Origin of the sequence: Rhodococcus sp. IEGM 1372 (assembly GCF_030056835.1) — a bacterium.
Classification (GTDB): domain Bacteria; phylum Actinomycetota; class Actinomycetes; order Mycobacteriales; family Mycobacteriaceae; genus Rhodococcoides.
This window is the reverse complement of the sequence record NZ_JASHKS010000030.1, coordinates 26,952-51,688: the sequence shown is the minus strand read 5'-3', so window position 1 is coordinate 51,688 and position 24,737 is coordinate 26,952. Positions and strand designations below refer to the sequence as shown.

At 65.6% G+C, this 24,737-nt stretch carries 22 protein-coding genes; 9 read left to right on the top strand and 13 right to left on the bottom strand.

Annotated elements, in window-relative coordinates; genetic code table 11:
• Positions 1–23: 23 nt before the first annotated feature.
• Complete coding sequence (locus QM590_RS19920) at positions 24–698, top strand: hypothetical protein (RefSeq protein WP_269596124.1); 675 nt, start codon at positions 24–26, stop codon at positions 696–698.
• On the opposite strand, the gene QM590_RS19915 is transcribed toward QM590_RS19920, so the two are convergent.
• The 3 genes from QM590_RS19915 to QM590_RS19905 all read right to left on the bottom strand — a co-directional run bounded on the left by QM590_RS19915 (position 688) and on the right by QM590_RS19905 (position 2,565).
• Positions 688–1,359, bottom strand: coding sequence for a PhzF family phenazine biosynthesis protein (locus tag QM590_RS19915; RefSeq protein ID WP_269596123.1), 672 nt, complete (start codon positions 1,357–1,359; stop codon positions 688–690). The genes QM590_RS19920 and QM590_RS19915 overlap by 11 nt on opposite strands.
• A 77-nt stretch (positions 1,360–1,436) precedes the next feature.
• Complete coding sequence (gene ahpD / locus QM590_RS19910) at positions 1,437–1,976, bottom strand: alkylhydroperoxidase, AhpD family (RefSeq protein ID WP_037189489.1); 540 nt, start codon at positions 1,974–1,976, stop codon at positions 1,437–1,439.
• A 1-nt stretch (position 1,977) separates the two neighbouring features.
• Positions 1,978–2,565 carry a peroxiredoxin gene (locus QM590_RS19905; protein ID WP_269596122.1) on the bottom strand — a complete coding sequence of 196 codons (588 nt, stop codon included), beginning with the start codon at positions 2,563–2,565 and terminating at the stop codon, positions 1,978–1,980.
• 154 nt (positions 2,566–2,719) lie between these two features.
• On the opposite strand from QM590_RS19905, the gene QM590_RS19900 reads away from it, so the two are divergent.
• Positions 2,720–3,658, top strand: coding sequence for a hydrogen peroxide-inducible genes activator (locus QM590_RS19900; protein WP_269596121.1), 939 nt, complete (start codon positions 2,720–2,722; stop codon positions 3,656–3,658).
• Here the strand turns inward: QM590_RS19900 and QM590_RS19895 are convergent.
• From QM590_RS19895 to sthA, 4 genes are all read right to left on the bottom strand, one after another.
• Positions 3,645–6,161 (bottom strand): DEAD/DEAH box helicase, encoded by a 2,517-nt coding sequence (locus QM590_RS19895; protein WP_269596120.1) that lies wholly within the window; start codon positions 6,159–6,161, stop codon positions 3,645–3,647. The two genes, QM590_RS19900 and QM590_RS19895, sit on opposite strands and share 14 nt — an antisense overlap.
• Before the next feature lie 64 nt (positions 6,162–6,225).
• Positions 6,226–7,266 (bottom strand): alpha/beta fold hydrolase, encoded by a 1,041-nt coding sequence (locus QM590_RS19890; RefSeq protein WP_037190102.1) that lies wholly within the window; start codon positions 7,264–7,266, stop codon positions 6,226–6,228.
• Between the two features lie 228 nt (positions 7,267–7,494).
• Positions 7,495–8,439 (bottom strand): proteasome assembly chaperone family protein, encoded by a 945-nt coding sequence (locus tag QM590_RS19885; protein WP_149405904.1) that lies wholly within the window; start codon positions 8,437–8,439, stop codon positions 7,495–7,497.
• Between the two features lie 199 nt (positions 8,440–8,638).
• Positions 8,639–10,054 (bottom strand): Si-specific NAD(P)(+) transhydrogenase, encoded by a 1,416-nt coding sequence (gene sthA / locus QM590_RS19880; protein ID WP_269596119.1) that lies wholly within the window; start codon positions 10,052–10,054, stop codon positions 8,639–8,641.
• A gap of 164 nt (positions 10,055–10,218) precedes the next feature.
• Between sthA and QM590_RS19875 the strand changes: the two genes are divergently transcribed.
• From QM590_RS19875 to QM590_RS19860, 4 genes are all read left to right on the top strand, one after another.
• Positions 10,219–11,304, top strand: a complete 1,086-nt coding sequence (locus QM590_RS19875) for an S-(hydroxymethyl)mycothiol dehydrogenase (protein WP_068050661.1) — start codon at positions 10,219–10,221, stop codon at positions 11,302–11,304.
• A complete protein-coding gene (locus QM590_RS19870) occupies positions 11,301–11,933 on the top strand; it encodes an MBL fold metallo-hydrolase (protein ID WP_149405902.1) in 633 nt (210 codons plus the stop codon). Before QM590_RS19875 ends, QM590_RS19870 begins: the two co-directional genes overlap by 4 nt.
• Positions 11,934–12,045: 112 nt before the next feature.
• On the top strand, positions 12,046–12,753 hold the full coding sequence (locus QM590_RS19865; protein WP_269596118.1) for a DUF5642 family protein: 708 nt from the start codon (positions 12,046–12,048) through the stop codon (positions 12,751–12,753).
• 151 nt (positions 12,754–12,904) lie between these two features.
• Entirely contained in the window at positions 12,905–14,020 is a 1,116-nt protein-coding gene (locus tag QM590_RS19860; RefSeq protein WP_269596117.1) for a DUF4192 domain-containing protein, read from the top strand.
• A 38-nt stretch (positions 14,021–14,058) separates the two neighbouring features.
• Here the strand turns inward: QM590_RS19860 and galE are convergent, their stop codons facing one another.
• Positions 14,059–15,039, bottom strand: a complete 981-nt coding sequence (galE, locus tag QM590_RS19855; RefSeq protein WP_269596116.1) for a UDP-glucose 4-epimerase GalE — start codon at positions 15,037–15,039, stop codon at positions 14,059–14,061.
• Positions 15,040–15,085: 46 nt separating this feature from the next.
• Positions 15,086–15,772 (bottom strand): iron-dependent transcriptional repressor DtxR, encoded by a 687-nt coding sequence (locus tag QM590_RS19850; RefSeq protein WP_068050657.1) that lies wholly within the window; start codon positions 15,770–15,772, stop codon positions 15,086–15,088.
• A 185-nt stretch (positions 15,773–15,957) separates the two neighbouring features.
• On the opposite strand from QM590_RS19850, the gene QM590_RS19845 reads away from it, so the two are divergent.
• Together QM590_RS19845 and QM590_RS19840 are read left to right on the top strand one after the other, a co-directional pair.
• A complete protein-coding gene (locus QM590_RS19845; RefSeq protein WP_149405898.1) occupies positions 15,958–17,226 on the top strand; it encodes an acetoin utilization protein AcuC in 1,269 nt (422 codons plus the stop codon).
• 109 nt (positions 17,227–17,335) lie between these two features.
• Positions 17,336–19,993 carry a bifunctional acetate--CoA ligase family protein/GNAT family N-acetyltransferase gene (locus QM590_RS19840; RefSeq protein WP_094642396.1) on the top strand — a complete coding sequence of 886 codons (2,658 nt, stop codon included), beginning with the start codon at positions 17,336–17,338 and terminating at the stop codon, positions 19,991–19,993.
• Positions 19,994–20,120: 127 nt separating this feature from the next.
• Here the strand turns inward: QM590_RS19840 and QM590_RS19835 are convergent, their stop codons facing one another.
• From QM590_RS19835 to QM590_RS19825, 3 genes are all read right to left on the bottom strand, one after another.
• Complete coding sequence (locus QM590_RS19835) at positions 20,121–21,092, bottom strand: sigma-70 family RNA polymerase sigma factor (RefSeq protein WP_032377730.1); 972 nt, start codon at positions 21,090–21,092, stop codon at positions 20,121–20,123.
• A gap of 178 nt (positions 21,093–21,270) precedes the next feature.
• Positions 21,271–22,764: a DUF7782 domain-containing protein gene (locus QM590_RS19830; protein WP_269596114.1), complete on the bottom strand. Its 1,494-nt coding sequence runs from the start codon at positions 22,762–22,764 to the stop codon at positions 21,271–21,273.
• Positions 22,765–22,797: 33 nt separating this feature from the next.
• Positions 22,798–23,166, bottom strand: a complete 369-nt coding sequence (locus QM590_RS19825; protein WP_068050653.1) for a DUF3099 domain-containing protein — start codon at positions 23,164–23,166, stop codon at positions 22,798–22,800.
• A gap of 94 nt (positions 23,167–23,260) precedes the next feature.
• Between QM590_RS19825 and QM590_RS19820 the strand changes: the two genes are divergently transcribed.
• Positions 23,261–23,497 carry a DUF3039 domain-containing protein gene (locus tag QM590_RS19820; RefSeq protein WP_068050652.1) on the top strand — a complete coding sequence of 79 codons (237 nt, stop codon included), beginning with the start codon at positions 23,261–23,263 and terminating at the stop codon, positions 23,495–23,497.
• Here QM590_RS19820 and QM590_RS19815 read toward each other — a convergent pair.
• Positions 23,470–24,582 (bottom strand): YihY/virulence factor BrkB family protein, encoded by a 1,113-nt coding sequence (locus tag QM590_RS19815; protein ID WP_269596113.1) that lies wholly within the window; start codon positions 24,580–24,582, stop codon positions 23,470–23,472. The genes QM590_RS19820 and QM590_RS19815 overlap by 28 nt on opposite strands.
• Between the last annotated feature and the right edge of the window lie 155 nt (positions 24,583–24,737).

Sequence of the window (24,737 nt, the reverse complement as noted above, 5' to 3'; positions counted from 1 at the left end):
TCACGAGATCTAGGGTGTGGACCATGAATCCGTCGCGAATCAGCCTCGATACCGCAGTCGAGGCCACCAGAACGGGGGACATCTGGATCTTCCGCGGACAGTCGAACGCCGATCGCGCAATCCAGGCACTGACCAACAGTCCGGTCAATCACGTCGGCATGTCCGTCGTGATCGACGACCTGCCTCCGCTGATGTGGCACGCCGAACTGGGGAAGTCGTTGCAGGACATGTGGACCGGCAACTTCCAGCGCGGAGTGCAGCTGCACGATCTGCGAGCGGCCGTGACCCAGTGGGCCACGAAGTACGAACAGCGGTGCTGGCTGCGACAATTGGACGGATACGCGGGTCGTTCCGCAGGCTCCACCCCGTCCGTGACGAAAGAGCAGGAGGACGCCCTGCTTCGCACCATCGCCCGCTTGGACGGCACAGCCTTTCCGACCACCGCTTCTCTCGCCGGTCGTTGGTTCCGGGGCCGAGTCCCCACACTGCGTCGCAGCCAACGTGAGGGAGCAGCCCTCGAAACCGCCTACTGCGCAGAGGTGGTGGCCATGACCTACGACGCGATGGGTCTGCTCACCGGCAACAAGAAAGCCAACTGGTTCGACCCAGGAAAGTTCTGGAGCGGCGATCGACTCCCACTCGCCGACGGTGTTCGTCTGGGCGAGGAAATCGAGGTGGACGTACCCGTCACAGGCTGATCGACGCGTCCGCCGCGGTACGTCCGCCCAGCTCCACCCATCCGGCTTCGAAGGTGGTGTGCAATCGAGACCCGGCTCCCTGCACGATGTTCAGGCCCCGGCCGAGTTCGCCGGTCAGCCGGACGGCGGCAGCGCCGGTCGCTTCGTCCTCGGCGATGCCCATCATCGGTGCGAACATGCGCGATCGCAGCGCGCCGTGCTTCTCGTCGGTCCAGGCCCAGACGTAGTGGTGCCCGCTGTCGTACGCACTCGGGTCCGCTGCCGTCACCTCGGCCGCCTCCTGGACCTGGTGGAAGGTGAAGTGCGGAGTCCAGTCGGCTCGGGCCCGAACCCAGGTGTGCTCGCCCTCGTAGCGGATGTTCAACGGTGCGGCAGGAACTGTGAGTACTTCGACCGGGTGTCCCTGCTCGCGCAGCCACCACGAGAGTCCGACCGTGGGATGCCCGGCGAAGGGCAATTCCACGGCGGGGGTGTAGATGGTGGCCGAGGCCGTACCGGAGCCGGTGAGATCGACGAACACCGTCTCGCTGAAGCCGAGGTCGGTGGCGAACTGCTGTCGGTCCGCCTCGGCGACGTCATCCGCGGCCACGATGCCGAGGGGGTTGCCGAACCTGCCGTCGGCATCGGTGAACACTCGGACGACGGACACGTCGGTAGCCATGCCCGGACGGTACCAAACGCCGAACGAGGGACCCGCGGTCGCGGATCCCTCGTTCGGTGATCAGGTCGGGTCGACGCTCAGACGGCGGCACCGTCGAGGATTCGCCCTGCTTCGATCGCTTGCGCGACACCCGCGACGATCGACGCGGCGCGGATGGCCTCGAAGATCTTCTCGCGGTCGACGCCCTCGGCGCGCAGCGTCTTCTCGTGTGCCTCCAGGCAGTGGTTGCACCCGTTGACGGCCGAGACCGCGAGCGACCACAGCTCGAAGTCGGCCTTGTCCACACCGGGGTTGCCGATGATGTTCATGCGCAGACCGGCGCGCAAATCGTCGTACTTGCCGTCCAGGTATCCCTTGGTTCGGTAGAAGACGTTGTTCATGCCCATGATCGACGCGGCACCGAGGGCGGCGTTGTACGCCTCGGCCGACAGTGAATCGGCTGCGTCCTCGGCAATCTCCTTCAACGTCGTCGCGGACTTCGACGCTGCGGCCACCGACAGCAGGGTGCCCCACAGCTGCTGCTCGCTGAGCACCGTGGAGCGGGCGATGGAACCGAGATTGAGCTTGAGGTCCTTGGCGTACTCGGGGACGGCGTTCTTGAGGTTGTCGATCGTCATGTCAGACGCTCGCCGTCAGCAGTTCGCCTGCGTCGATGGTGGGATCACCCTTCTTCCAGTTGCAGGCGCACAGCTCATCGGACTGCAGGGCATCGAGAACTCGCAGGACCTCGTCCACGTTGCGCCCCACCGAGCCTGCCGTGACCGACACGAACTGGATCTCGTTGTTGGGGTCGACGATGAAGGTGGCACGGTCGGCCACACCGTCGGCATTGAGAACACCGGTGGCAGCTGCCAATTCGCGCTTGAGGTCCGACAGCATGGGGAAGGGAAGCGTCTTGAGCTCGTCGTGCTGTGCCCGCCACTGGAAGTGAACGAACTCGTTGTCGACCGACGCGCCGAGGACCTGTGCGTCGCGGTCCTCGAACTCCTCGTCCAGCTTGCCGAACGCGGCGATCTCGGTGGGGCACACGAACGTGAAGTCCTTGGGCCAGAAGAAGACGATGCGCCACTTGCCCGCGTGATCGTCACTGGTGACGGTGGTGAAGTAGTCGTCGGGCTGCTGGGCGTTCACCTTGGAGAGGTCTCCGCCGATGACGGCGGTGAGGTTGTATGAAGGGAACTGGTCGCCAATTGTCAACAGTGCCATGTGGTCTCCTCGTGTCGAATGATCGCGTCGGTTCCGTATGTGGGCGGTTCGGATCGGTGGCGTGAATGCAGCCGTACGAGCCCGGCCGACCGGTACGAGTGTGCCAAAAATGTGGTGAAAGGTAAACGTGATGAGTGGCACTAGACTGATAGGCGTGACCGATCGAAGCTATCAGCCGACCCTGTCGCATCTGCGTGCCTTCGTCGCGATCGCCCGACATCGCCATTTCGGCAGTGCAGCAACGCAACTGAACATCACTCAACCGTCTCTGTCGCAGGCTCTCGCCACGCTGGAGCAGGGGCTGGGGGTGCAGTTGATCGAGCGCAGCACCCGCAGGGTCTTGCTGACGTCGGCCGGCGGTCAGTTGCTCGGTCGGGCGACTGCGGCACTCGACGCCGTGGACGGATTGGTCGCTACCGCAGCAGGATTGGGCGGTCGCCTGACCGGTGGTATGCGGCTCGGGATCATTCCCACCGTGGCACCCTACGTGCTGCCCGCAGTGCTCCCGGCCGTGCGCGTCGAGTACCCCGACCTCGTTCCGAGAATAGTGGAGGATCACACTGCTCGACTGCTCGACGGACTCCGGTCCGGTGCACTCGACGTCGCCGTTCTCGCGCTGCCCCTCGCCGATCCGGGTTTGATCGAAACAGCCATGTACACCGAGGATTTCGTGCTCGCGCTCCCTGCCGAGCACCCTCTCGCGGGGCGTCGGGATCTGACGGTCGCCGACCTCCGCGGTCTTCCTCTGCTCCTCCTCGACGAGGGGCACTGCCTGCGCGAGCAGACCCTGGATCTGTGCCGCTCGGTCGACACCGCACCCGATGCGAGCGATACCCGGGCAACGTCGCTGACCACGGTGGTGCAGTGCGTTGCAGGAGGACTGGGTCTGACGCTGCTGCCGCGCAGCGCCGTCGAGGTCGAGGTCGCTCGTGCGGGCTTGTCCACCGCAGAGTTCGCCCACCCTGCTCCCGGCCGCACCATCGGTCTCGTGCACCGAGCTTCGAGTGCGCGCGCCGCCGAATACAGTGCGCTCGCAGGTCTTCTCGCCGCAGAAGTCCTCGCCGACAACGCACGTGGACTCAGCCGGGCGTGATCACGATCTCGTCGAACACGATCTCGCCTGCCGCATCGGACTCCGGCACATCGACGACGGCGTCGAGCGACCAGCCGTGGTCACCGTCGGGATCCTCCAACACCTGACGCACCGTGGTGGACTCCGCACCGACGTTCAGCGTGAACAGCGCGGGGCCGCGGGCCGATGGTCCGGTTCCGATCGAGCCGTACTCGGCGAAGAACGGTTCCAGTTCCGTCTCCCAGTCCGGGCCGTCGTCGAGGTCGTCGAGGGCGTTCCATTGTCGGCGCGCCGCCAGATCGACTCGGCGGAAGATCGCATTGCGCGCGATAATTCGGAAGGCCCGCGGGTTGGCCGAGATCGGACGCGGCACATCGGATCCGTACGCCTCGACGAGCGCCTCCGGCTCGGCACCCGGGTCCGTCAGGTTCTCCCATTCGTCGAGCAGGCTCGAATCCACCTGCCGCACGAGTTCACCCAGCCACTCGGTGATGTCCTGTACCTCTTCGGTTCGAGACTCCGGCGGAACCGTCTGGCGCAGTGTGCGATAGGCGTCGGCGAGATAGCGGAGGACGAGCCCCTCGGACCGCATCAGACCGTAGTGGCTGATCAATTCTGCGAACGTCATCGCACGCTCGACCATGTCGCGTACCACGGACTTGGGGGACAGGCCGACCTCGGAGAGCCACGGATGCGTGCCGCGATAGATCTCGAATGCCGGAACGAGCAGCTCTGCAAGAGGTTTCGGCCACGTGACCTCCTCGAGCAGTTCCATTCGCTCGTCGTACTCGATGCCGTCGGCCTTCATCTGCGAGACCGCTTCGCCGCGCGCCGCGTGCTGCTGGGCCATCAGGATCTGACGCGGATCGTCGAGGGTCGATTCGATGATCGAGACGACGTCGAGGGCATGGGTCGGTGATTCGGCGTCGAGCAGATCGAACGACGCGACCGCGAACGTCGACAGCGGCTGATTGAGCGCGAAGTCCGGCTGCAGGTCCACGGTCAGTCGAGCGTGTCGACCGTCGGCATCCGGCTCGTCGAGTTGTTCGACGATGCCCGCATCGACCAGACCGCGGTAGAGTGAGAGTGCCCGCAGAATGTGCTTGCGCTGAGCGGGCCGGGTCTCGTGATTGTCCTCGAGCAGGTGACGCATGGCATGGAAGCAATTGCCCGGCCGGGCAATGACATTGAGCAGCATGGCGTTGCTCACCGAGAACCGTGAGGTGAGCGGCTCAGGACTTGCGGTGATGATCCGTTCGAACGTCGGCTCGCCCCACGAGACGAAACCGTCGGGTGCCTTCTTGCGCTGTACGCGTTTGAGCTTCTTCGGATCGTCGCCGGCCTTGGCCACCAGACGGGCGTTCTCGATGTCGTGCTCGGGGGCCTCGACCACGACGGTGCCGAGGGTGTCGTATCCGGCTCGCCCCGCGCGGCCCGCGATCTGATGGAACTCGCGGGCTCGGAGCTTGCGGGTGCGGACGCCGTCGTACTTGGTCAGTCCGGTGAACAACACGGTGCGAATGGGGACGTTGATGCCCACACCGAGGGTGTCCGTTCCGCAGATCACCTTGAGCAGCCCGTCCTGCGCCAACTTCTCGACCAACCGTCGATACTTGGGCAGCATGCCTGCGTGATGCACCCCGATGCCGTGCCGAACCAACCTCGACAGCGTCTTGCCGAACCCGGTGGTGAAGCGGAAGGCACCGATGGCCTCGGCTATCTCGGCCTTCTCCTGCTTGGACGCAACGTTCACGCTCGTCAATGCCTGAGCGCGTTCGAGTGCCGAAGCCTGGGTGAAGTGCACGACGTAGACCGGCGCGAGGTGCGTCTGCACCAACTCTTCGATGGTTTCGCTGATCGGGGTGGTGACGTAGGAGAACATCAAGGGAACCGGACGCTCGGTGCCCGAGACCACGGTGGTCGTGCGTCCGGTGCGTCGGGTCAGATCGTCCCGGAAGAACGAGACGTCGCCGAGAGTCGCCGACATCAACAGGAACTGAGCGTTCGGCAGCTCGATCAACGGAACCTGCCAGGCCCACCCCCGATCGGGCTCGGAGTAGTAGTGGAACTCGTCCATGATCACCTGGCCGATGTCGGAGTCGGCACCCTGGCGCAGAGCGAGGTTCGCGACGATCTCGGCGGTGGCGCAGATGATCGGAGCACCGGAATTGACCGACGCGTCGCCGGTCATCATGCCGACGTTCTGAGCGCCGAAGATCTCGCACAGGGCGAAGAACTTTTCGCTGACGAGTGCCTTGATCGGCGCGGTGTAGAAACTCCGAACGCCTGCGGCCATCGCGGCGTAGTGGGCTCCGATGGCCACCATCGACTTGCCCGATCCGGTCGGCGTGGCCAGGATGACGTTGGAGCCGGAGACCAGCTCGATGAGAGCTTCCTCCTGCGCGGGATACAGGGTCAGACCGCGATCGGCAGTCCAGGTGGTGAACGTGTCGAACAGGACGTCCGGGTCGACGCCGTCGGACCGAGCGGCGGCGGCATCGGGAATCAGTTCGGTGAGAAGCACCTCTACAGGCTATGTGGGATCGACGGCCGAACCCGCATCGATACCGAGCGGCCGTCGCGACGCCTCAGGTGGCGCTGCGCTCGTCGGAACCCATCGCACCGAGAACGGCCATCCGGGTGCTGGCGCTTCCGGTGATCATGTCCTCACCGACACCGGTGATGAGCAGGTTGCGCCACCGCACCTCGTCGAAGGTCAGTGACGGTGTGGAATCGATGAAGTCCTCGACGACCTGCAGAAAGCGCATCGGATCGTCCCGGAACGGGAAGTGTCCGGAATTCTCGAACACCTCCAACGTGGAACCGGGCATGGCCGAGTGGGCGAGGCGCGCATGACTGACCGGAATCACCGAGTCCTGGTCACCCCACACGAGCAGAACGGGGAGATTCTCGGTGAGATAACAGCGGTCCAGCATCGTGACCACCTGGCCGCGCCAGTCCACGACGGCGCGCAGGGTCCGCAGATACGCCTCGTACGTCGTCGGGGCCGGGAGCTCGCTCAGCACGCGGATCAGATCCGGAGTGTCGTGTAGGAGCGATCCGGGTCGCAGGGGAGAGCTGTGCAGTTTGCTCAGCAGGCCGCCCGCCAGCTTCACCGCCGGGATCGCGCCGGGCAGGCGGAGCAGTTTGACGGCCTCGCTCAGAAACGGCATGGACGCCAGTCGAAGAATGGGATGTACGTCCTTGGTGACGCCGCCGGAGGACACCAGAGCCAACCTGTCGACCATGCCCGGGAACTGGTACGCGAACTGCATGGCGACGCCGCCGCCCAGTGAGTGCCCGACGACGGTGACGTGTTCGATGCCCAGCACCGAGAGCAGGTCGCGCATGCCGTTGGCGTACGCGGCGACGGAGTAATCCGCACGCGGCTTGTCCGAGCGACCGTGACCCAGCAGATCCGGAGCGATGACGGTGTAGTTCTTCGCGAGGTGCGGGATGACTTCGTTCCACGTCTCGGAGTTGTCACCGATACCGTGGATCAACAGCAGCACCGGCCCTTCGCCGGCCATGCGGAATGCCCGCCGGTATCCGTGAATGGTCCGGAAGATCAGCCGTGGTTCTTCGTCGGGAACCGGGCGGAGCTTGCGACTGCGCGGATTGGTGCTCATCTGCGCCTCCTGAAATTCCCTGGTGCGCCGCGCGATGCGGCACACAACGGCGACGCCGTGCACGAGTGTGTGGACGTACGTACCGGAGTACGTGTTGCTACGACTCTTGCACGAGATGACGCTCGGGGCAGAACATCGAGCGTATTTGCGGTTACAGGTATGTTTCGATCGGCCCGGACTGTCCTATATTCCCGCCGAATCGATCATGTTCTGTGACCACTCACACTGTCACTGCTCGGTGTTGCCCTCACCCTCGTCGAGATTTGCCTGCTCGGCCAGGAAGCGCTCGAACTCGGCCCCGAGTTCGTCGCCGCTCGGCAGTGGCTCGTCACTGGCCAACAACGTCGACTGCTGCTCCTGCGCGGCGACATACGTGTCGTACTGCCGCTCCAGCGCCTGCACCACCGATTGGACCTCTTCGTTCCCGGTGATGTGCTCGTTCACCTGTTCCCGAACTCGCGCCGCGGCCTCACCCAGGGCGGCAAGCGGCAGATCCAGGTCGGCCGCCTCACCGACGTTCTCGAGCAACGTCTCGGCCGCACCGGGGTAGTCCGTCTGTGCGAGGTAGTGCGGGACGTGCACAGAGAAGCCCATGGACTCGTGACCGTGCTGCGCCATCCGAAGCTCGAGCAGGGACGAGGCGCTGCCCGGCACCTGCAGATCACCTGCCCAGCTGTTGCCCTCCTTGACCAGCTCCTTGTCGCTGGCGTGGGCCGTCACACCGAGTGGCCGGGTGTGCGGAATGGCCATCGGGATCGAGCCGAGACCGATGGTGCGGCGTACACCGAGCTGTTCGGCGAGGAGCCTGACAGCGGTGGTGAACTTCTCCCATCGCAAATCCGGTTCCATACCGGCGAGCAGCAGGAATGGAGTCCCCGACTTGTCTTTGACGGCATAGAGGTTCAGTTCGGGAGCGTCGTAGTCCGAGAAATGATCGGACTTGAACGTCATCGTCGGCCGCCGGGACCGGTAGTCGATCAACTCGTCGACGTCGAACGACGCGACCAGCTCCGACTCCAGACTCTCGCGCAGGTGGGTGGTGGCCAACTTCACCGCGTGACCCGCGTCGGAGAAACCCTCCAGGCCGTGCACCAGGACGGGTCCGACGCCGTCGTTGGAGAAGATTTGCGGTGCCGGAAACTCCAGCTCGTACATCTTCGACTGTTCGGTCATGGCCTGGCCCCTTTCGGATCGACTCGTCGGTACCTCGACGCGAGATTCGAGCCAGAATACGCCGACCCTCGGCTCGCGCCGTGTACGCGCCGACGTCGAACGTGGCGAATCACTACCGACAAGAACAACCGGTTGCCCGCCGTTCATTCCCGGACGGTCGCCCATCCTGCGCCGAGGGGCTCTCGGTGACTCGAGACGATCAGCGGTCGAAGTTGGCCAGCGCGCGAATCTTGTTGGTGACGTCGAGGGCTGCGACCTTGTACGCCTCGGACAGCGTCGGGTAGTTGAACACGGCATCGACGAGATAGTCGACGGTGCCGCCGCACCCCATCACCGCCTGCCCGATGTGCACCAGATCCGTCGCACCCGAACCGAAGATGTGCACGCCCAGAATCGACCGATCCTCGGTGGACACGAGCAACTTCAACATCCCGTACGAGTCGCCGGCGATCTGACCCCGGGCGAGTTCGCGGTACCGCGATACCCCGACCTCGTAGGGGATCGATCCTTTCGTCAGGTCGACCTCGGTGGCTCCGACGTACGAAACCTCGGGGATGGAGTAGATGCCGATGGGCTGAACGTCGGTCAACTTCGCGTCGGACTCGCCGAACGCGTGATACGCGGCCAACCTGCCCTGATCCATCGACGTCGCGGCCAACGCCGGGAACCCGATGACATCGCCGACGGCATAGATGTGATCGACCTTGGTCTGGAAGTGCTCGTCGACGAAGATCCGACCCCTGGCGTCCGCCTCGAGACCTGTGTTCTCGAGATCCAGCGCCGTGGTCAGCCCCTGCCGACCGGCCGAGTACATCACCGTCTCGGCCGGGATGCGCTTGCCGCTCGCCAGCGTGGTCACGGTCCCGTTCGGCCCGACGTCGACCGCGGTCACAGCCTCGCCGAATCGGAACGTCACCGCGAGATCGCGGAGGTGGAACTGCAACGACTCGATGATCTCTCGATCGCAGAAGTCGAGCATCGAATCCCGCTTCTCGACGACGGTGACCTTCGTTCCCAGGGCAGCGAACATCGACGCGTACTCGATTCCGATGACGCCGGCCCCGACGACGACCATCGACGCCGGAATGAATTCGAGATTGAGAATTCCGTCCGAGTCGAGCACTCGATAGTCGTCGAACGCGACGTCGGCCGGACGGGCAGGAGCGGTGCCGGTGGCGATCACCACGTTGGCGGCCGCGACGGTGATGCGCTCGCCCCGCGTCTCGTCCTCCACGACGATGGTGTGCGCGTCGAGAAACTTGCCGACGCCGGTGATCAGCTCGATGCGGTTCCGGAGCAGTTGCGAACGCACCACCTCGATCTCCTTGCCGATCACGTGCTGGGTTCGGGCCAACAGATCGGCAGGAGTGATATCGGCCTTCACCCGGTAACTCGCCCCGTACAGCTCCCGTTGATTCATGCCCGTGAGATACAGAACGGCCTCGCGCAGCGTCTTGGACGGAATGGTCCCGGTGTTGACGCAGACCCCGCCGAGCATGTGGCCCTTCTCCACGATCGCCACCCGCTTGCCGAGCTTCGCAGCCGCAATGGCCGCCTTCTGGCCACCGGGGCCGGAGCCGATGACCACCAGGTCGTACTGCATGGGTTCAGACATTCGTCATAGTTACCGCTCGCACGCAAAGACTGCGTGCCCACCCGGTCACAACCTTGTGAACTCCACGATTCGGTGCGTCGAACCCATGCAGATGTCGCCACGTGCTGATGCGTTGTGCGAGGCTGAACAGAGCACGAAACACCCGATTTTCAGTGGAGGAACACATGCCGCAGCAGGTCCGCGCCGTCGTCGCCAAGAGCAAGGGCGAGCCCGTCTCCATCGAGACGATCACCATCCCCGATCCCGGGCCCAACGAGGTCGTCGTGAAGATCCAGGCCTGCGGGGTGTGTCACACCGACCTGCACTACCGCGAAGGCGGCATCAACGACGAATTCCCGTTTCTGCTCGGACACGAGGCGGCCGGAATCGTCGAGACCATCGGCGACCGCGTCGAGCACGTCGAGGTCGGAGACTTCGTCGTACTGAACTGGCGCGCCGTGTGCGGCGAATGTCGAGCCTGCAAGCGCGGCACTCCGTGGTACTGCTTCGACACCCACAACGCAGCACAGAAGATGACCCTCGAGGACGGTACCGAGTTGACCCCGGCGCTGGGCATCGGCGCATTCGCCGAGAAGACCCTGGTCCACGAGGGCCAGTGCACCAAAGTCGCCGCAGACGCCGATCCCGCCGTGGTCGGACTGCTCGGCTGTGGCGTGATGGCCGGTCTGGGAGCGGCGATGAACACCGGCAACGTCTCGCGCGGAGATTCGGTGGCCGTGATCGGCTGCGGCGGTGTGGGCGATGCCGCGATCGCCGGAGCACGCCTGGCCGGCGCGTCGACGATCATCGCGGTCGATCGTGACCCGGGCAAGCTCGAATGGGCACTCGGACTCGGAGCCACCCACACCGTCGACTCGTCGGTGGTCGACGCCGTCGAAGCGGTCCAGGAGCTCACCGGAGGCTTCGGTGCCGACGTGGTGATCGACGCCGTCGGTCGCCCGGAAACCTGGAAGCAGGCGTTCTACGCCCGCGACCTCGCCGGAACCGTGGTGCTCGTCGGCGTGCCGACACCCGAGATGACCCTCGAGATGCCGCTGATCGATTTCTTCTCCCGCGGCGGATCGCTCAAGTCATCCTGGTACGGAGACTGCCTGCCCGAGCGCGACTTCCCGCAGTTGGTCGATCTGTATCAGCAGGGCCGTCTGCCGCTCGAGAAGTTCGTCACCGAACGCATCACCATCGACGACGTCGAAGCCGCCTTCGAGAAGATGCATCAGGGCACCGTCCTGCGTTCGGTGGTCGTCCTGTGAGCGGGCAGTTCCGCGTCCAGAACGTCGTCACCTCGGGAACGTTCAGCCTCGACGGTGGCACCTGGGACGTCGACAACAACATCTGGCTGATCGGCGACGACGACGAGGTGGTGATCGTCGACGCAGCGCACACCGCGGCCCCGATCGTCGACGCGGTTGCCGGCAGGACGGTCAAGGCCGTCATCTGCACCCACGGTCACAACGACCACGTGACCGTGGCACCGGAACTGGCCGAGACCTTGGACGCGCCGATTCTGCTGCACCCCGCCGACGACATGCTGTGGGAGCAGACGCACCCGGGCGTCGGGCATTCGACCCTCGAGGACGGTCAGCGCATCACCGTGGCCGGAACCGACATCCTGGCGCTGCACACACCCGGGCACTCACCCGGGTCGACGTGCCTTTACCTGCCGGAAGCGGGGGAGTTGTTCAGCGGCGACACCCTCTTCTCCGGCGGCCCGGGTGCCACCGGACGGTCGTACTCGGATTTCCCGACCATCATCGGGTCCATCCGCGATCGGCTCTTCGCCCTGCCTGTCGACACCCGAGTCAACACCGGCCACGGTGACGGCACACGCATCGGCGACGAAGCACCGCACCTCGAGGAGTGGATCGCCCGCGGCAGCTGAATTCGCGACACTGCGGTGAGTCGCCTGCCGCGTTCGAGGTGGTCGGAATGAGACAGTGGTGGGACGCCGAAGCGTGTGCTTCGGCGTCCCATCGACCCGAAGAGGACGTCTTGTGAGCCCCGCACGCAGAACCCGCCTGTCCATCGCCGTGACCTCGGCGGCGAGCGCAGCTCTCGTGCTGGCCGGCTGCAGCTCGACCGTCACCGGCTCTCCCGAGCCCAGTGCGGGTGCCACCACCTCGTCGCCGCAGTCCGGCGTGGATCTGAACACGCTGCTGATCGACCCGTCCAGCTTCCCGGCACCGTACGACGCCCTGGTGCTGCCCCAGCAGGCGATCTCGCAAGCCGCACCCGATCTCAGCGGAATTCCTGCCGGTGCCGAGGTCAGCCCGGCGGGATGCAAGCCCGCCGACCAGGATTTCGGCCCGACGGGCACGGCCATGATCGTCGGCACCGACAACGACAGCCGGTCCACCATCTCGATCGAGTTGACCGCGGTGGACGAACCGCTCTCGGCGCGCAAGGAGCAGCTCGAACAGTGCGGCGAGGTGACCGCAACCAAGTCCGGCGCGACCTCGACGGTGACCTCCACTCTGACGCCTGCACCGCCCATCGATGCGGACGACACGTTGGCCGTCCGGCAGACCGTCGCATCGGGAGCAGGCGGCGACGCCGTCACGCAATCGATGCTGACACTGATGGCGCAGATCGACGGCGTGCGAGTGTCGGCCACGTTCATGTCGTTCGGCTCGGGCACGCCCGATGCGATGACCCTCGACGAGCTGTTCACCGCGGCAGTCCAGAAGGTCGGCCAGAGCTGACGCAGCACTAGCAGACGACACCGACACGAATCGGTCGGACACAGCGCCGGCGACGCGATTCATCCACAGCACGGCAGTTCTCCACAGGGCAGTACGAAAGCCCAGGTCGAGACTCTTTCGATCCTCGGGACCCCGGCCAGGATTCTCCGGTATGTACACACCGACGAACTCTCACGGCAACTTCGACTCCCGCCATCGCGTACGGCTCGGTCACCCGAGCGACCTGATCACAGCGGTACCGGCCATGCTCGGGTTCCACCCGCACCGATCGATGGTGCTCATCGCGGTCAAGGACGGCGGTGCGAGCGTCGGACCCACGATGCGTCACGACCTCGTCCTGGCCGGCGATCACATCGATCGGCGCGCGGGCAGTCACACCCGCGCGACCCCGGAGATGCTCGACGTCATCGCCTACCTGGCCGGCTACTGCGCGATGGAGAACATTCCCGCGGTCATGGCGGTGTTCGTCGACGACAGGCTCGATCGAACCGTCCGGACACCGCATCTACTCGACGTGGAAGCACTGGTGACCGAACTCGACGCCACACTCGCCTCGTTCGGAGTGCAGCTCGGTGAGGCCCTTGCGGCGTCGGAGATCGCCGAATCCGCCGAGTGGTGGACGTTGCGCGGACCACGGCGGCACGGCCTGATGTCCGATCCGTCGGCGTCGCCGATGACCGTGGCCCGCGTGCTCGACGGCTACTCCGTCCGACGATCCAGGTCCGAGCTGGCCGAGACCATCGTGCCGGGCCCCGACGCGACCGTGCGGGCCGTTGCCGCCGAGATCGCGCGACTACGACGGGACGGGGTTCGATCTCGTACCGACGAGCTGACGTCGGTGCTGTCGTACGTCGCGCGAGCGCCGTACGACACCGAATTGGATCCGACCGACATCGCTCGGATCGCACTCGCGATCGGTCATGTCCAGGTGCGAGACGCACTGCTGGCCCTGACTCTCGGTGACGACGCGGGATTCGTCGAAGAGTTCTGGGCGAGGATGTCCCGCGTCCTGCCGAAGGCCGAACGAGCCATCGCCGCAACACTTCTGGCCTTCAGCGCGTACGTCCGCGGAGACGGACCGATGGCCCGCATCGCGATCGATGCGGCACTGGAAGCCGACGAGAACTACTCGCTGGCGCGACTGTTGGACCGGTCGCTCAGCGCCGGCGCAGGTCCCGAGCTCGTTCGGGAAGTGGCCGAGAGCGGCTTCGCGTGTGCTCGCGCCTGCGGAGTTCGGCTCCCCGGCGACCCCTTCGGGCGACGGTGACAGCAGTCGAGCACATCGATGATCGGCAGGCGAGTGGGTCAGCGCGCCGCGTGCGACCGATCGCCGAGCTGTTGCAGGAATGTCCACGCATCGGCCACGATCCGATCGAGATCGGTCAGCTCCGGCGTCCATTTCAGCTCCTCGACTGCGCGCGAGCTCGAGGCGATCAAGACGGCAGGGTCACCGGCACGACGGGGAGCATGTTCGACGGCGATGGGCAGACCGGTGACGCGCTCGCAGGACGAGATGACCTCGTGCACGGAGAATCCGGTGCCGCTGCCGAGGTTGTAGATGGTGTGCTCGCCCGGTTGTGCGGCATCGACAGCGAGTATGTGCGCCTCGGCGAGATCGGCAACGTGGATGTAGTCGCGAACAGCCGTACCGTCCGTAGTGGGCCAGTCGGTGCCGAACACCGAGATCTTCTCGCGCTGCCCGAGTGCGACCTGGAGCACGAGCGGAATCAGGTGGGTCTCGACGACGCGATTCTCTCCGAAACCGTTGTAGGCACCGGCGACGTTGAAGTACCGAAGGCTCGTGGCGGCGAGGCCATAGGCCGCGGCGTACGACGTGATCGCGTGATCTATCGCGAGTTTGGTGGCACCGTAAGGATTGGTGGGGCGGGTGGGTGCGTCCTCGGTGATGGGGGTCTTCTCGGGCTCGCCGTACGTGGCGGCGGTCGAGGAGAACACCAGCTTCGCGGTACCGGATGCTCGAATGGCATCGAGCAACGCCAGCGAGGTGACGACGTTTCCGCTCCAGTACTTGTCGGGCGAGACCACCGACTCGCCGACGAGAGATTGCGCGGCGAAGTGCAGGACTGCATCGAACCCACCGCCGATCAGTACGTCCGCAGCGACGTCCTTGATGTCGCCTTCGACGAATGTGGCACCACCGGGCACGGCGTCCCGGTTACCGGTGGACAGGTTGTCCACGACCACGACCTCGTGACCGCGCTCGACGAGCACAGCCGCGCAGACGCTGCCGACGTAGCCAGCACCACCGGTAACCAGAAGCTTCACTGTTCGTTCTCCCTCACACGCGTCCGACGCCGTCGTCGGTGTGAGGTCAGACCTTCTTCACCTGGACGGCGTGCGCCATTTCCTCGGATATGTCGACACCACTGTGTCCTGGCACCGTGATCGTGACCGACCCGGGCTTGGCTTCGACTGTAACCCGAGCATCGGGGACCACGCCTGCTTCGCGAAGCTGAGCGATGACCTCCGGGTCGGACTGAACGTGCTCGGCGAGGCGTCGCACGACGACAGCGGTCGGCTGGCCGACGGGCACATCCGTGAGACGGATGAGAGCTTCCGGTGCCAGAGTCGACTGGCCGAGACCGAGTTCCTCCAGACCGGGGATCGGGTTGCCGTACGGCGAAGTGGTCGGGTTGTTCAGGACGGTGACCAGACGTCGCTCGACCTCCTCGCTCATCACGTGTTCCCAACGGCACGCCTCGGCGTGCACGTCTTCCCAACGCAGACCGATGATGTCCACGAGCAGACGCTCGGCCAAACGGTGTTTGCGCATGACTGCGACCGCCAGGCTTCGGCCCTTCTCGGTCAGCTCGAGGTGTCGATCGCCTGCGACGGACAACAGCCCGTCTCGCTCCATCCGAGCAACGGTTTGGCTGACGGTGGGACCACTCTGTTCGAGCCGTTCGGCGATTCTCGCGCGGAGCGGAATCACGCCCTCTTCTTCCAAATCGTAGATCGTCCGGAGGTACATCTCCGTGGTGTCGACCAGATCCTTCACACTCAACCCCTTCGTCGGGCTCGATCCTACCGTCAGCGCCCCGAAATGAGCGCTGCACCCAGCCGCAGCGGGCGCGGCGCACCACAACGGCGTACGCCGTTTCCCATGGCTTCTCACAAGGGGACTGTGGGGACAACACCGGAACCCGGCAACACCATCCCGTCCGACAACGTAGTTTTGTCCGTATGTCTGATCAGGCGACACGCGCCGCCGCGTCCATCCCGAACCGCCCCGAGGACATCGTCGTGTGGAGCGCGGATTACCTCGGCTACCGGTGGAGCGACGACCACCCGATGAATCCGACTCGACTCGATCTGACAATGGCACTCGCCACCGACATCGGCCTGCTCGCGGGCGTCGAACTCGTCGAGCCCACTGCCGCGCCCGATTCCGAGCTCCTCCGATTTCACACCAGCGCCTACATCGAGGCCGTCAAACAGGCACCGTCGCAGGGCCCGGCTCTGCGAGATCCGGACGACGTCGTCCACGGACTGGGTTCCGACGACAACCCGGTGTTTCCGCAGATGCACGAGGCGAGCGCAATGCTCGCCGGTGGCTCTCTGGCCGCCGCCCGCGAAATCGCGTCGGGACGTGCTCGACGCGCGGTGAGCATCGGCGGCGGCATGCACCACGCGATGGCCGACTGGGCCTCCGGCTTCTGCGTCTACAACGACGCCGCGATCGCCATCTCGTGGTTGCTGGACAACGGGTTCGACCGGATCGCCTACATCGACGTCGACGCTCACCACGGAGACGGCGTTCAGGCGGCATTCCTCGGTGACCCGAGAGTGCTCACCGTCTCGTTGCACCAACATCCGGCGACGCTGTGGCCGAACACCGGATGGTCGACCGAGGTGGGAGCCGAACGCGGTGAGGGAACCTCGATCAACGTTCCATTGTTGCCCGGCACCGCGGATCGGTTGTGGCTGCGTGCGTTCCACGCGATCGTGCCGGGTGCGATCGCCGCGTTCGCGCCTCAGATCATCGTCAGCCAGTGCGGTGTCGACAGCCACCGCGAGGATCCCCTGGCGGACCTGGCCCTGACCGTAGACGGCCAGAATGCGGCATTCCTGGCCATGCGTGATCTGGCGGACAAACATTCCGAGGGTCGGTGGTTGGCCGTCGGCGGCGGAGGGTACGGCTTGGTGCGCGTCGTTCCACGGGCCTGGACCTACCTCATCGCTGCCGCGCTCGGTCGCGACATCGACCCGATGTCGGCGTTGCCGGACACGTGGCGGGAGCGAGTACGGACCATGGCACCGAGTGTCGACCTCCCGCAGACGATGGGTGACGGGGGAGACGTCGACTATCCCGCCTGGGACGGGCCCGGGGGCTCTCTCGCCGGGACCGACGGCACCGACAGGGCGCTCGAACGCGTCGACTCGGCCATCATCGCCACCCGTCGAGCAGTGTTTCCACTGCTCGGACTCGATCCGGAGGACCCGCGTGACTGATCCGACCGACAGCCCCTCGGACGAGGAGCCGGCCGTTGCGGCGTCGGACCCGAGTGACAGGGAACCGCGCGAACAGGAACCGAGCGACCAGGAACCGAGCGACAAGGACCTGGCCAGGGAGCGAGCGGAAACATCCTTTCCGCGGCACTGGGTTGCCGACGTCCTGACCTCCGACGGCGGTGTGGTGCACCTGCGTCCCATCGTCCCGTCGGACTCCGAACGGATCGTCGCATTCCACGGCCGGTTGTCCGAGCGGACGAGATACCTGCGGTATTTCGGCCCGTACCCCACGATGCCGCAGCGTGACGTGCTCAACTTCACCACGGTCGATCACCACGACCGGGTGGCGTTCGTCGCAGTGCTCGGTGACGACATCATCGCGGTCGGCCGCTACGAGCGACTGCCCGAGGGAGACGGCAACTCCGCCGAGGTGGCCTTCGTCGTCGCCGACGCGCACCAGGGCCGCGGGCTGGGTCCGATCCTGCTCGAACACCTCGCGGGAGCGGCCGCCGAGAACGGGGTGAACATGTTCGTCGCCGAGGTGCTCGCCGAGAACCGGAACATGGTCACCGTCTTCCGGGAGGCGGGGTACCAGGTCAGCAGGTCCTTCGAGGGTGGTGTGCTGCGACTGGAGTTCGCCATCGACCCCAGCGAAGCTCTGCTGTCGGTGCGCAATTCCCGTGAGCGTGCCGCCGAGGCCCGCAGTGTGCGCAACGTACTGAGCCCACGATCGGTGGCCGTGATCGGAGCGTCGACGGACAGCTCGAAGGTGGGCAACGCCGTTCTCGCGAATCTGCTGGCGGGCAACTTCACCGGGCCCGTCTATCCCGTCAACGCCGACCATCGTTCGGTTCGCGGGGTCCGCGCCTACGCCACGGTGCACGACATCCCGGATCCGGTCGATCTTGCGATCGCCGCGGTACCGGCCGATGCGATCGACGCGGTACTCGACGACTGCCTCGACAAGGGCGTCAAGGCGTTGCTGGTGGTGTCGGGTGGATTCGGCGAGACCGGACCTGCGGGGCAGGAGAGCGAGCGACGGCTGGTGCTCGCGGCGAGGGCGCACGGAATGCGGTTGATCGGGCCCAACGCGCTCGGTGTGGCGAACACCGATCCCGAGTTCGGTCTGAACGCCACTCTGGCTCCGCATCTGCCCACTCCGGGCAACGTCGGGTTCTTCTGTCAGTCCGGTGCCCTCGGCATCGCGATTCTGGACGAGGCCGCCAACCGCAGGCTCGGACTGTCGACCTTCGTCTCGGCCGGAAACCGCGCCGATGTGTCCGGTAACGATCTATTGCAGTACTGGGATTCGGACCCGGCCACCGAGGTGATCCTGCTGTACCTCGAGAGCTTCGGTAATCCCAGGAAGTTCACCAGGATCGCCCGACGGGTGGCGCGCAGCAAGCCCATCATCGCGGTCAAGAGCGGCCGCGGGGCCGTGCCGCCCGCACACGCGATCGGTGCCGACATCGACGACTCGATCGTGCGCGCACTGTTCGCTCAGGCCGGAGTCATCCAGGTCGACACCATCTCGGAACTCTTCGATTGCGCGGTGCTCTTCGGAAATCAGCCGCTGCCCGTCGGACCGAGGGTTGCCGTGGTGGGAAACTCGACTGCGCTCGGGGTGTTGGCGGTCGACGCTGCGCGGGCCAAGGGCTTGCATGCGAGCAGCCCGATCGATGTCGGTCCGCAGGCCGGTCCCGAGGATTTCGCCGCGGCGGTGTCGTCGGCACTGGCCGCGTCGGACATCGACGCTGTCATCGTCGTGTTCGTACCCCCGGTGGCGGTGGAGGTGGAGCCGTTCGCGACCGCGCTCGGCAACGCCGTCCGTGGATCCGACAAGCCCGTACTCTCGACGTTCCTCGCTACCGAGGGCATTCCGGACGTCCTGGCGGTCCGCGGGCCGGGTGGATACCCCATCCGCGGTTCGGTGCCCTCGTACTCGAGCCCGGAGCGAGCGGTTGCTGCCCTCGCCGCCGCGTGGCGCTACTCCGCGTGGCGGTCGCGACCGGTGTCGAACCTGGTCCGCCCCAAGAGCATCGATTCCGAACGCGCCAAGCAGCTGGTCGAGGGCTGGCGTTCGGCAGGCAGTCACGGACGGTGGCTCTCCGATTTCGAAACCGCCGAGTTGCTGGGCTGCTACGGCCTCGACGTCGTCGCTTTCCGGACGGTGACCGACGAGGACGAGGCCGTCGCAGCGGCAGACGAACTCGGCTACCCGGTGGCGGTCAAGGCGACCGGTGAACGGTGGCGGCACCGGCCGGATCTCGGCGGAGTGCGACTGGACATGGCGGACGCGTCCGCGGTGCGGGTGGCGTATCGCAATCTGGCGGCAGACTCGGGCGAGCCGTTGTTGCACGTCCAGCGCATGGCGGTCAAGGGAATCGGCTGCGTCGTACGCGTACAGGACGACCCGTCGTTCGGATCGCTCATCTCGTTCGGTCTGGCCGGCGTCATCTCGGACCTGCTGGGCGACCGTGCCTATCGGGTACTTCCGCTGACCGAGGACGAGGCCGCGCAGCTGATCGACGCGCCCAAGGCGGCTCCGCTGCTGTCCGGATATCGCAATGCGGTGCCCGTCAACAAGAACGCATTGATCGATCTCGTGCAACGAATATCTGCACTGGCAGAAGACATCGCCGACATTCGTGAGATCTCCTGCGAGCCGGTTCTGGCGTCCGCCGACGGCGCACAGATCACCGATGCTCGCGTCCGCATCGGTCCGGAACCGACCAAGGCCGATCTGGGCCCGCGTCGATTGCGCTGACCGAGACCGGCTTCGAAAAGGCAGAAGCCGAGTCGACGTCCCAGGGGGAGAGGACGTCGACTCGGCTACCGCACGAGGTGACGCGAGCGGGGATGGTCACCGCTGCGCCACCGGTCGGTGGTGACGTTCAGCTGGCGTAGGACCGCAGCTTCTCGGCGCGGTCGCCCTGCCGAAGCTTCACCATCACCTCGCGCTCGATCTGACGGACACGCTCACGGGAGAGCCCGAAGAGCTTGCCGATCTGATCGAGGGTGCGGGGCTGTCCGTCGTCCAAGCCGTAACGGAGACGGATGACCTGCTGCTCCCGCTCGTCGAGAGTGCCGAGAACCACGCGAACGTCGCTGTGCAACAGTCCGGCGATGACGGCATTCTCCGCGGACGTCGCCTCGGAGTCCTCGATGAAGTCGCCGAGGGGTGCTTCCTCGTCGCTGCCCACCGGCATGTCCAGGCTCACCGGGTCGCGGCTGTGGTCGAGCAGGTCGGCGATCTTCTCCACCGCGATACCCGATTCGCTCGACAGCTCCTCGTCCGTTGCCTCGCGGCCGAGCTGCTGATGCAGTTCACGCTTGATCCTGGCCAGCTTGTTGACCTGTTCGACCAGGTGGACAGGCAGCCGGATGGTGCGGCTCTGGTCTGCCATTCCGCGGGTGATGGCCTGACGAATCCACCAGGTCGCGTAGGTCGAGAACTTGAAGCCCTTGGCGTAGTCGAACTTCTCCATCGCGCGGATGAGTCCGAGGTTGCCCTCCTGGATCAGGTCCAGCAAGGGCATCCCGCGCCCGGTGTAGCGCTTGGCAAGAGACACGACCAGGCGAAGGTTCGCTTCGAGGAGATGGCTGCGGGCGGCACTGCCGTCGCGAACGATGATGGCGAGGTTGCGCTTCTTGACCGCGCTCAACCTCTTCGTGTTCTCGAGAACCTGCTTCGCGTACAGACCAGCCTCGATCCTCTTGGCCAGATCTACTTCCTCGGCAGCCGTCAGCAACGCGGTGCGGCCGATTCCGTTGAGGTACACGCGAACGAGATCGGCTGCTGGGCTCTGGGCGTCCAGATCGGCGTCGGTCGGCCGTGGACGAATCGTGGTGCTGGGGCTGGTCATGACTTGCCTCCTGGTCGGTGGTGTCTCACAGGGTTCAACGCTCGGGAGACTCCGATAAGTTCCCACGCCGATCCGGTGGATACCCGCGTGACCAGGGATTACGTCATGTTCGTCCTGAGAAGTTGCTGAGAAGTGAAACCGCCGGGAACGGTCGCTCTCGTGGGGTGACGTCCGGGACTCATCGGGCCGGCAGAACCAGGCCGTGCCGGACGAGCCCCTGCATCATCGTCACCGCATGCTGTGCCAGTTCCTCTGCGTCCTCGTCGTGCGCAGCAGCGAGCAACTCCACCAGTTCACCGACCGGTAGGCCATCGGGTCGCAGCCCGGCGAGCAGAGCCGCACCGAGTTCGTCGACGTCGTGCTGCCACTGCGGGCCGTTTCCGCGATGGACTCGCACCGCTACCGGAGCCCAGCCCTCGTCGCCGGGGAGATAGACGCGTTCGAGTGCGGTGTTCGGTTCCAGAGTCAGCACCGAGTCGAGGATGTCGTGCTCTCGCAGCCAGTCCAGCCGCGCGAAGTACTCGATCGCTTCGTTGCCCAGCGGGTCGGAGAAGCCGTGCGTGAGCTCCTCGGCGAGAAGGTCGGTCGGCGCATCGGTACTGCGGAGATAGACGAACCCGAAACCGATTCCTTCCACGTCGGCGGCGGCGAAGTGATCGAGCCAGGACTGTGCCACCGCGGCCGCGTCGGGATCGCGGGGATCGAGTCCGCCGTCGCGCATCCACGTGCCCACGTACAGAGCGGGATCGGCGACGTCACGCTCGACGACCCAGGCGTCGATCCCGTGCGCGGGAAGCCACGACGCCACGCGAGCACGCCAGTCCTCGCCGCGGACGTGCACCCACGAGGCCAGGATGGCAGCGGTACCACCGAGCGTCAAATGGTCCGGGGCCCGGCCGATCATCAGAGCGCTCGCGCCGTCGAGATCGAGGCCGGAATCGCGGTACGAATGCAGCACTTCGGCGCGGCCGACGACGAACGGCGGGTTGGCGACGATGCGATCGAATCGACGCCCGGCAACCGGTTCGAACCACGAACCGTGCAGAAACTCGACGTCGAGGCCGTTGAGCGCCATCGTCGCCGCCGCGAGGTCCATCGACCGCGGACTGATATCCGTTGCGGTCACCTGCGCCGCATAGTCGCAGGCGTGGACGGCCTGGACGCCGCAGCCGGTACCGACGTCGAGAACACTGGTCACCGGGGACGTGGGGGTTCCCCTCAACAGCGACAACGAGGCCTGGCCGACGCCGAGCACGTGGTCGCGAGCAGTCTCCGCGACGCGCATGCTGCCGTCCGGATCCGAGACGATCCATCGGGTTCCGTGTCCGGCGTCGAGCGGTCGAATGTCGAGCAGCGTCCGCACCGTGGACCCGGAACGGGTCAGAATCCCGGCCGAGACGGCGTCGTCGACCGTCAACGGCGCGATGGCGTCGGCGACGTCGGACTCGGCGCAGTCGTCGACGAGAAGGAACAGGCGTACCAGAACACCCAGCGCGCCGCCGTCCCGACTGGCGTTGCGGACCGGCACCGGTTCGCTGCGACCGAGGGCAGCATGGGCGTCGTCCCCGAGCAGCGTCAGCACGCCGTCGGCGTCGTACCCCGCCCGCTCGAAGGCATCACGAAGATCGGAGCAGGCGAGGACGAGCGGGGACGTGGAGTTCGGTGCAGTCACGACGCAAGTGTCGCATCGGCGAGAGCCGGTGCGTCAGTCGTCGCCCGCTTCGATCACCCGGTGGTTGCTCGATTCCAGTTGCGGCCTGTCGACGGTCCGGTAGTCGTACCGGCTCATCTCGTCCTTGGTGCGGGGCGGCCGATCGTTGGCGATCAGCACAGCCATCCACGGCAGAGGAATGGACGCTCCGACTATTGCCATGGAGATCCACGGGTTCATCCACATCCCGTACGCGATGGCAGCCAACACCAACGCCGGGATGCGGAACGACATGATGAACATGTATTTGCGGACGCGAGCTTTGTGCTGCTCCTCGACCGACTGCTGCGCCTCGGTGATAAGGACGGGCCCATCCGGCGAGTCGCTGTACGCGCTTCCGTCGAACCCTGGGGTTCTCGTCATACCTCCACTGTGGCACTACTGCTCACAGAATGCTTGCAACGAGCTTGTGCAACCGGTTACCCCTCGATGGGGATCCACGGATTAATCTGTGTCCATGAGCACTCAGACGAAGGACCGTCCCGATATCGCACCGGACGAAACCACGGAAGACGACCGGCCGAAGTTCTTCCATTACGTGAAGAAGAACAAGATCGCCGAGAGCGCGGTGATGGGTACGCACGTCGTCGCGCTGTGCGGTGAGGTGTTTCCCGTCACCAAGTCGGCGAAGCCCGGATCACCGGTGTGCCCGGACTGCAAGAAGGTCTACGAGGGCCTGAAGAAAGGCGACTGAGCACCGTCTCCCGGGTGTCGGTCGGGGGTCGGCTCGGGACGCCCCGAGCGGGCGCGGTCGCCGGACAGTTTGATCGGCCCCGTGGCCAGCCGTCGGGCGACAGCGGTCACCGGCCCCGACGGCTTGTCGTCGGTTGCGGTCTGCGCTGCGATCCACTCGCGCATCTGGTCCATTCGTGTTGCCCGTGCAGGCGAGAACTCCTGGATCGTCGCGTTGAACTCGGCCCCGAGCACGACGGCGAAGCCGAGGAAGAACGTGAACAGCAGAAACGCGATGGGTGTCGCCAGGGCGCCGTAGGTGTACCCGGTGCTCGTCACCCAGCCGAGGTATCGACGCAGGACCGCGCTCGCGATCATGAAGAACACCCCGGCCAGCAGAGCGCCGCCGAGGAGACGATGCCACGGCAGCGAGGTGTGCAGAGCAACCTTGTACAGCGTCGTCAAACCCATGATCAGCAGTAGACCGACGGCCGGGTAGTAGAAGAAGTCGACGAGCTCGCTGCCCACCGTGATCCACGAATCCGGCAGGATCTGCTGCACGTACACCGGTCCGAGGGCGACGAGCGGAAGCACGAAGACCGCGATCACCAGGAAACCCACGTAGAGAAGTAGCGCGAAGAACCGCTGCCAGAGGGGGTTTCGCGCGTCGGCCTGGCCGTGCGCTTCCACGATGGAATCGACGAACGTCGAGATTGCCGACGACCCGGCCCACAACGAGAGCAGAAAGCCGACGGACACGATCTCTCCGCTGCCCTGAGCGAGGACGTCCTTGACCGTCGGAGCGATGATCTGGTCCACGACGCTGCCGCTGAAAAGGGTGTTGCTGAACGTGATGATCTTGGACTCGATGATCTCGACGGTGTTGGGTCCGAACCATCCGCCGACGAGTCCCAGACTGCCCAGCACACCGAGCAGCAGCGGTGGCAGCGACAGCGTCTGCCAGAACGCGGCCGTTGCAGCCTTGCTGAAGATCGAATCGTCCCACGCTTTGCTCAGAGTGCGCACAGTCACTTTCCACACCGCGTGTAGCGGTTTTCTCGCCGACAATCGTTCCGGTGGTGGAGTTCCGCCTGCAGACTCGCTCATGGTTCCTCCAGCATTCCTGACGAAAGGCGTCTTCGCCTAACAGCCGACTCGCCGTGTCGCATCCGACTCGCCCCAGCGATGCGGGATCGGTCGGTGCGGAGCGATAGGCTCCTCCGCGGACACTGCAGGGCTACCGAGAGCGCGAGGAATTTACA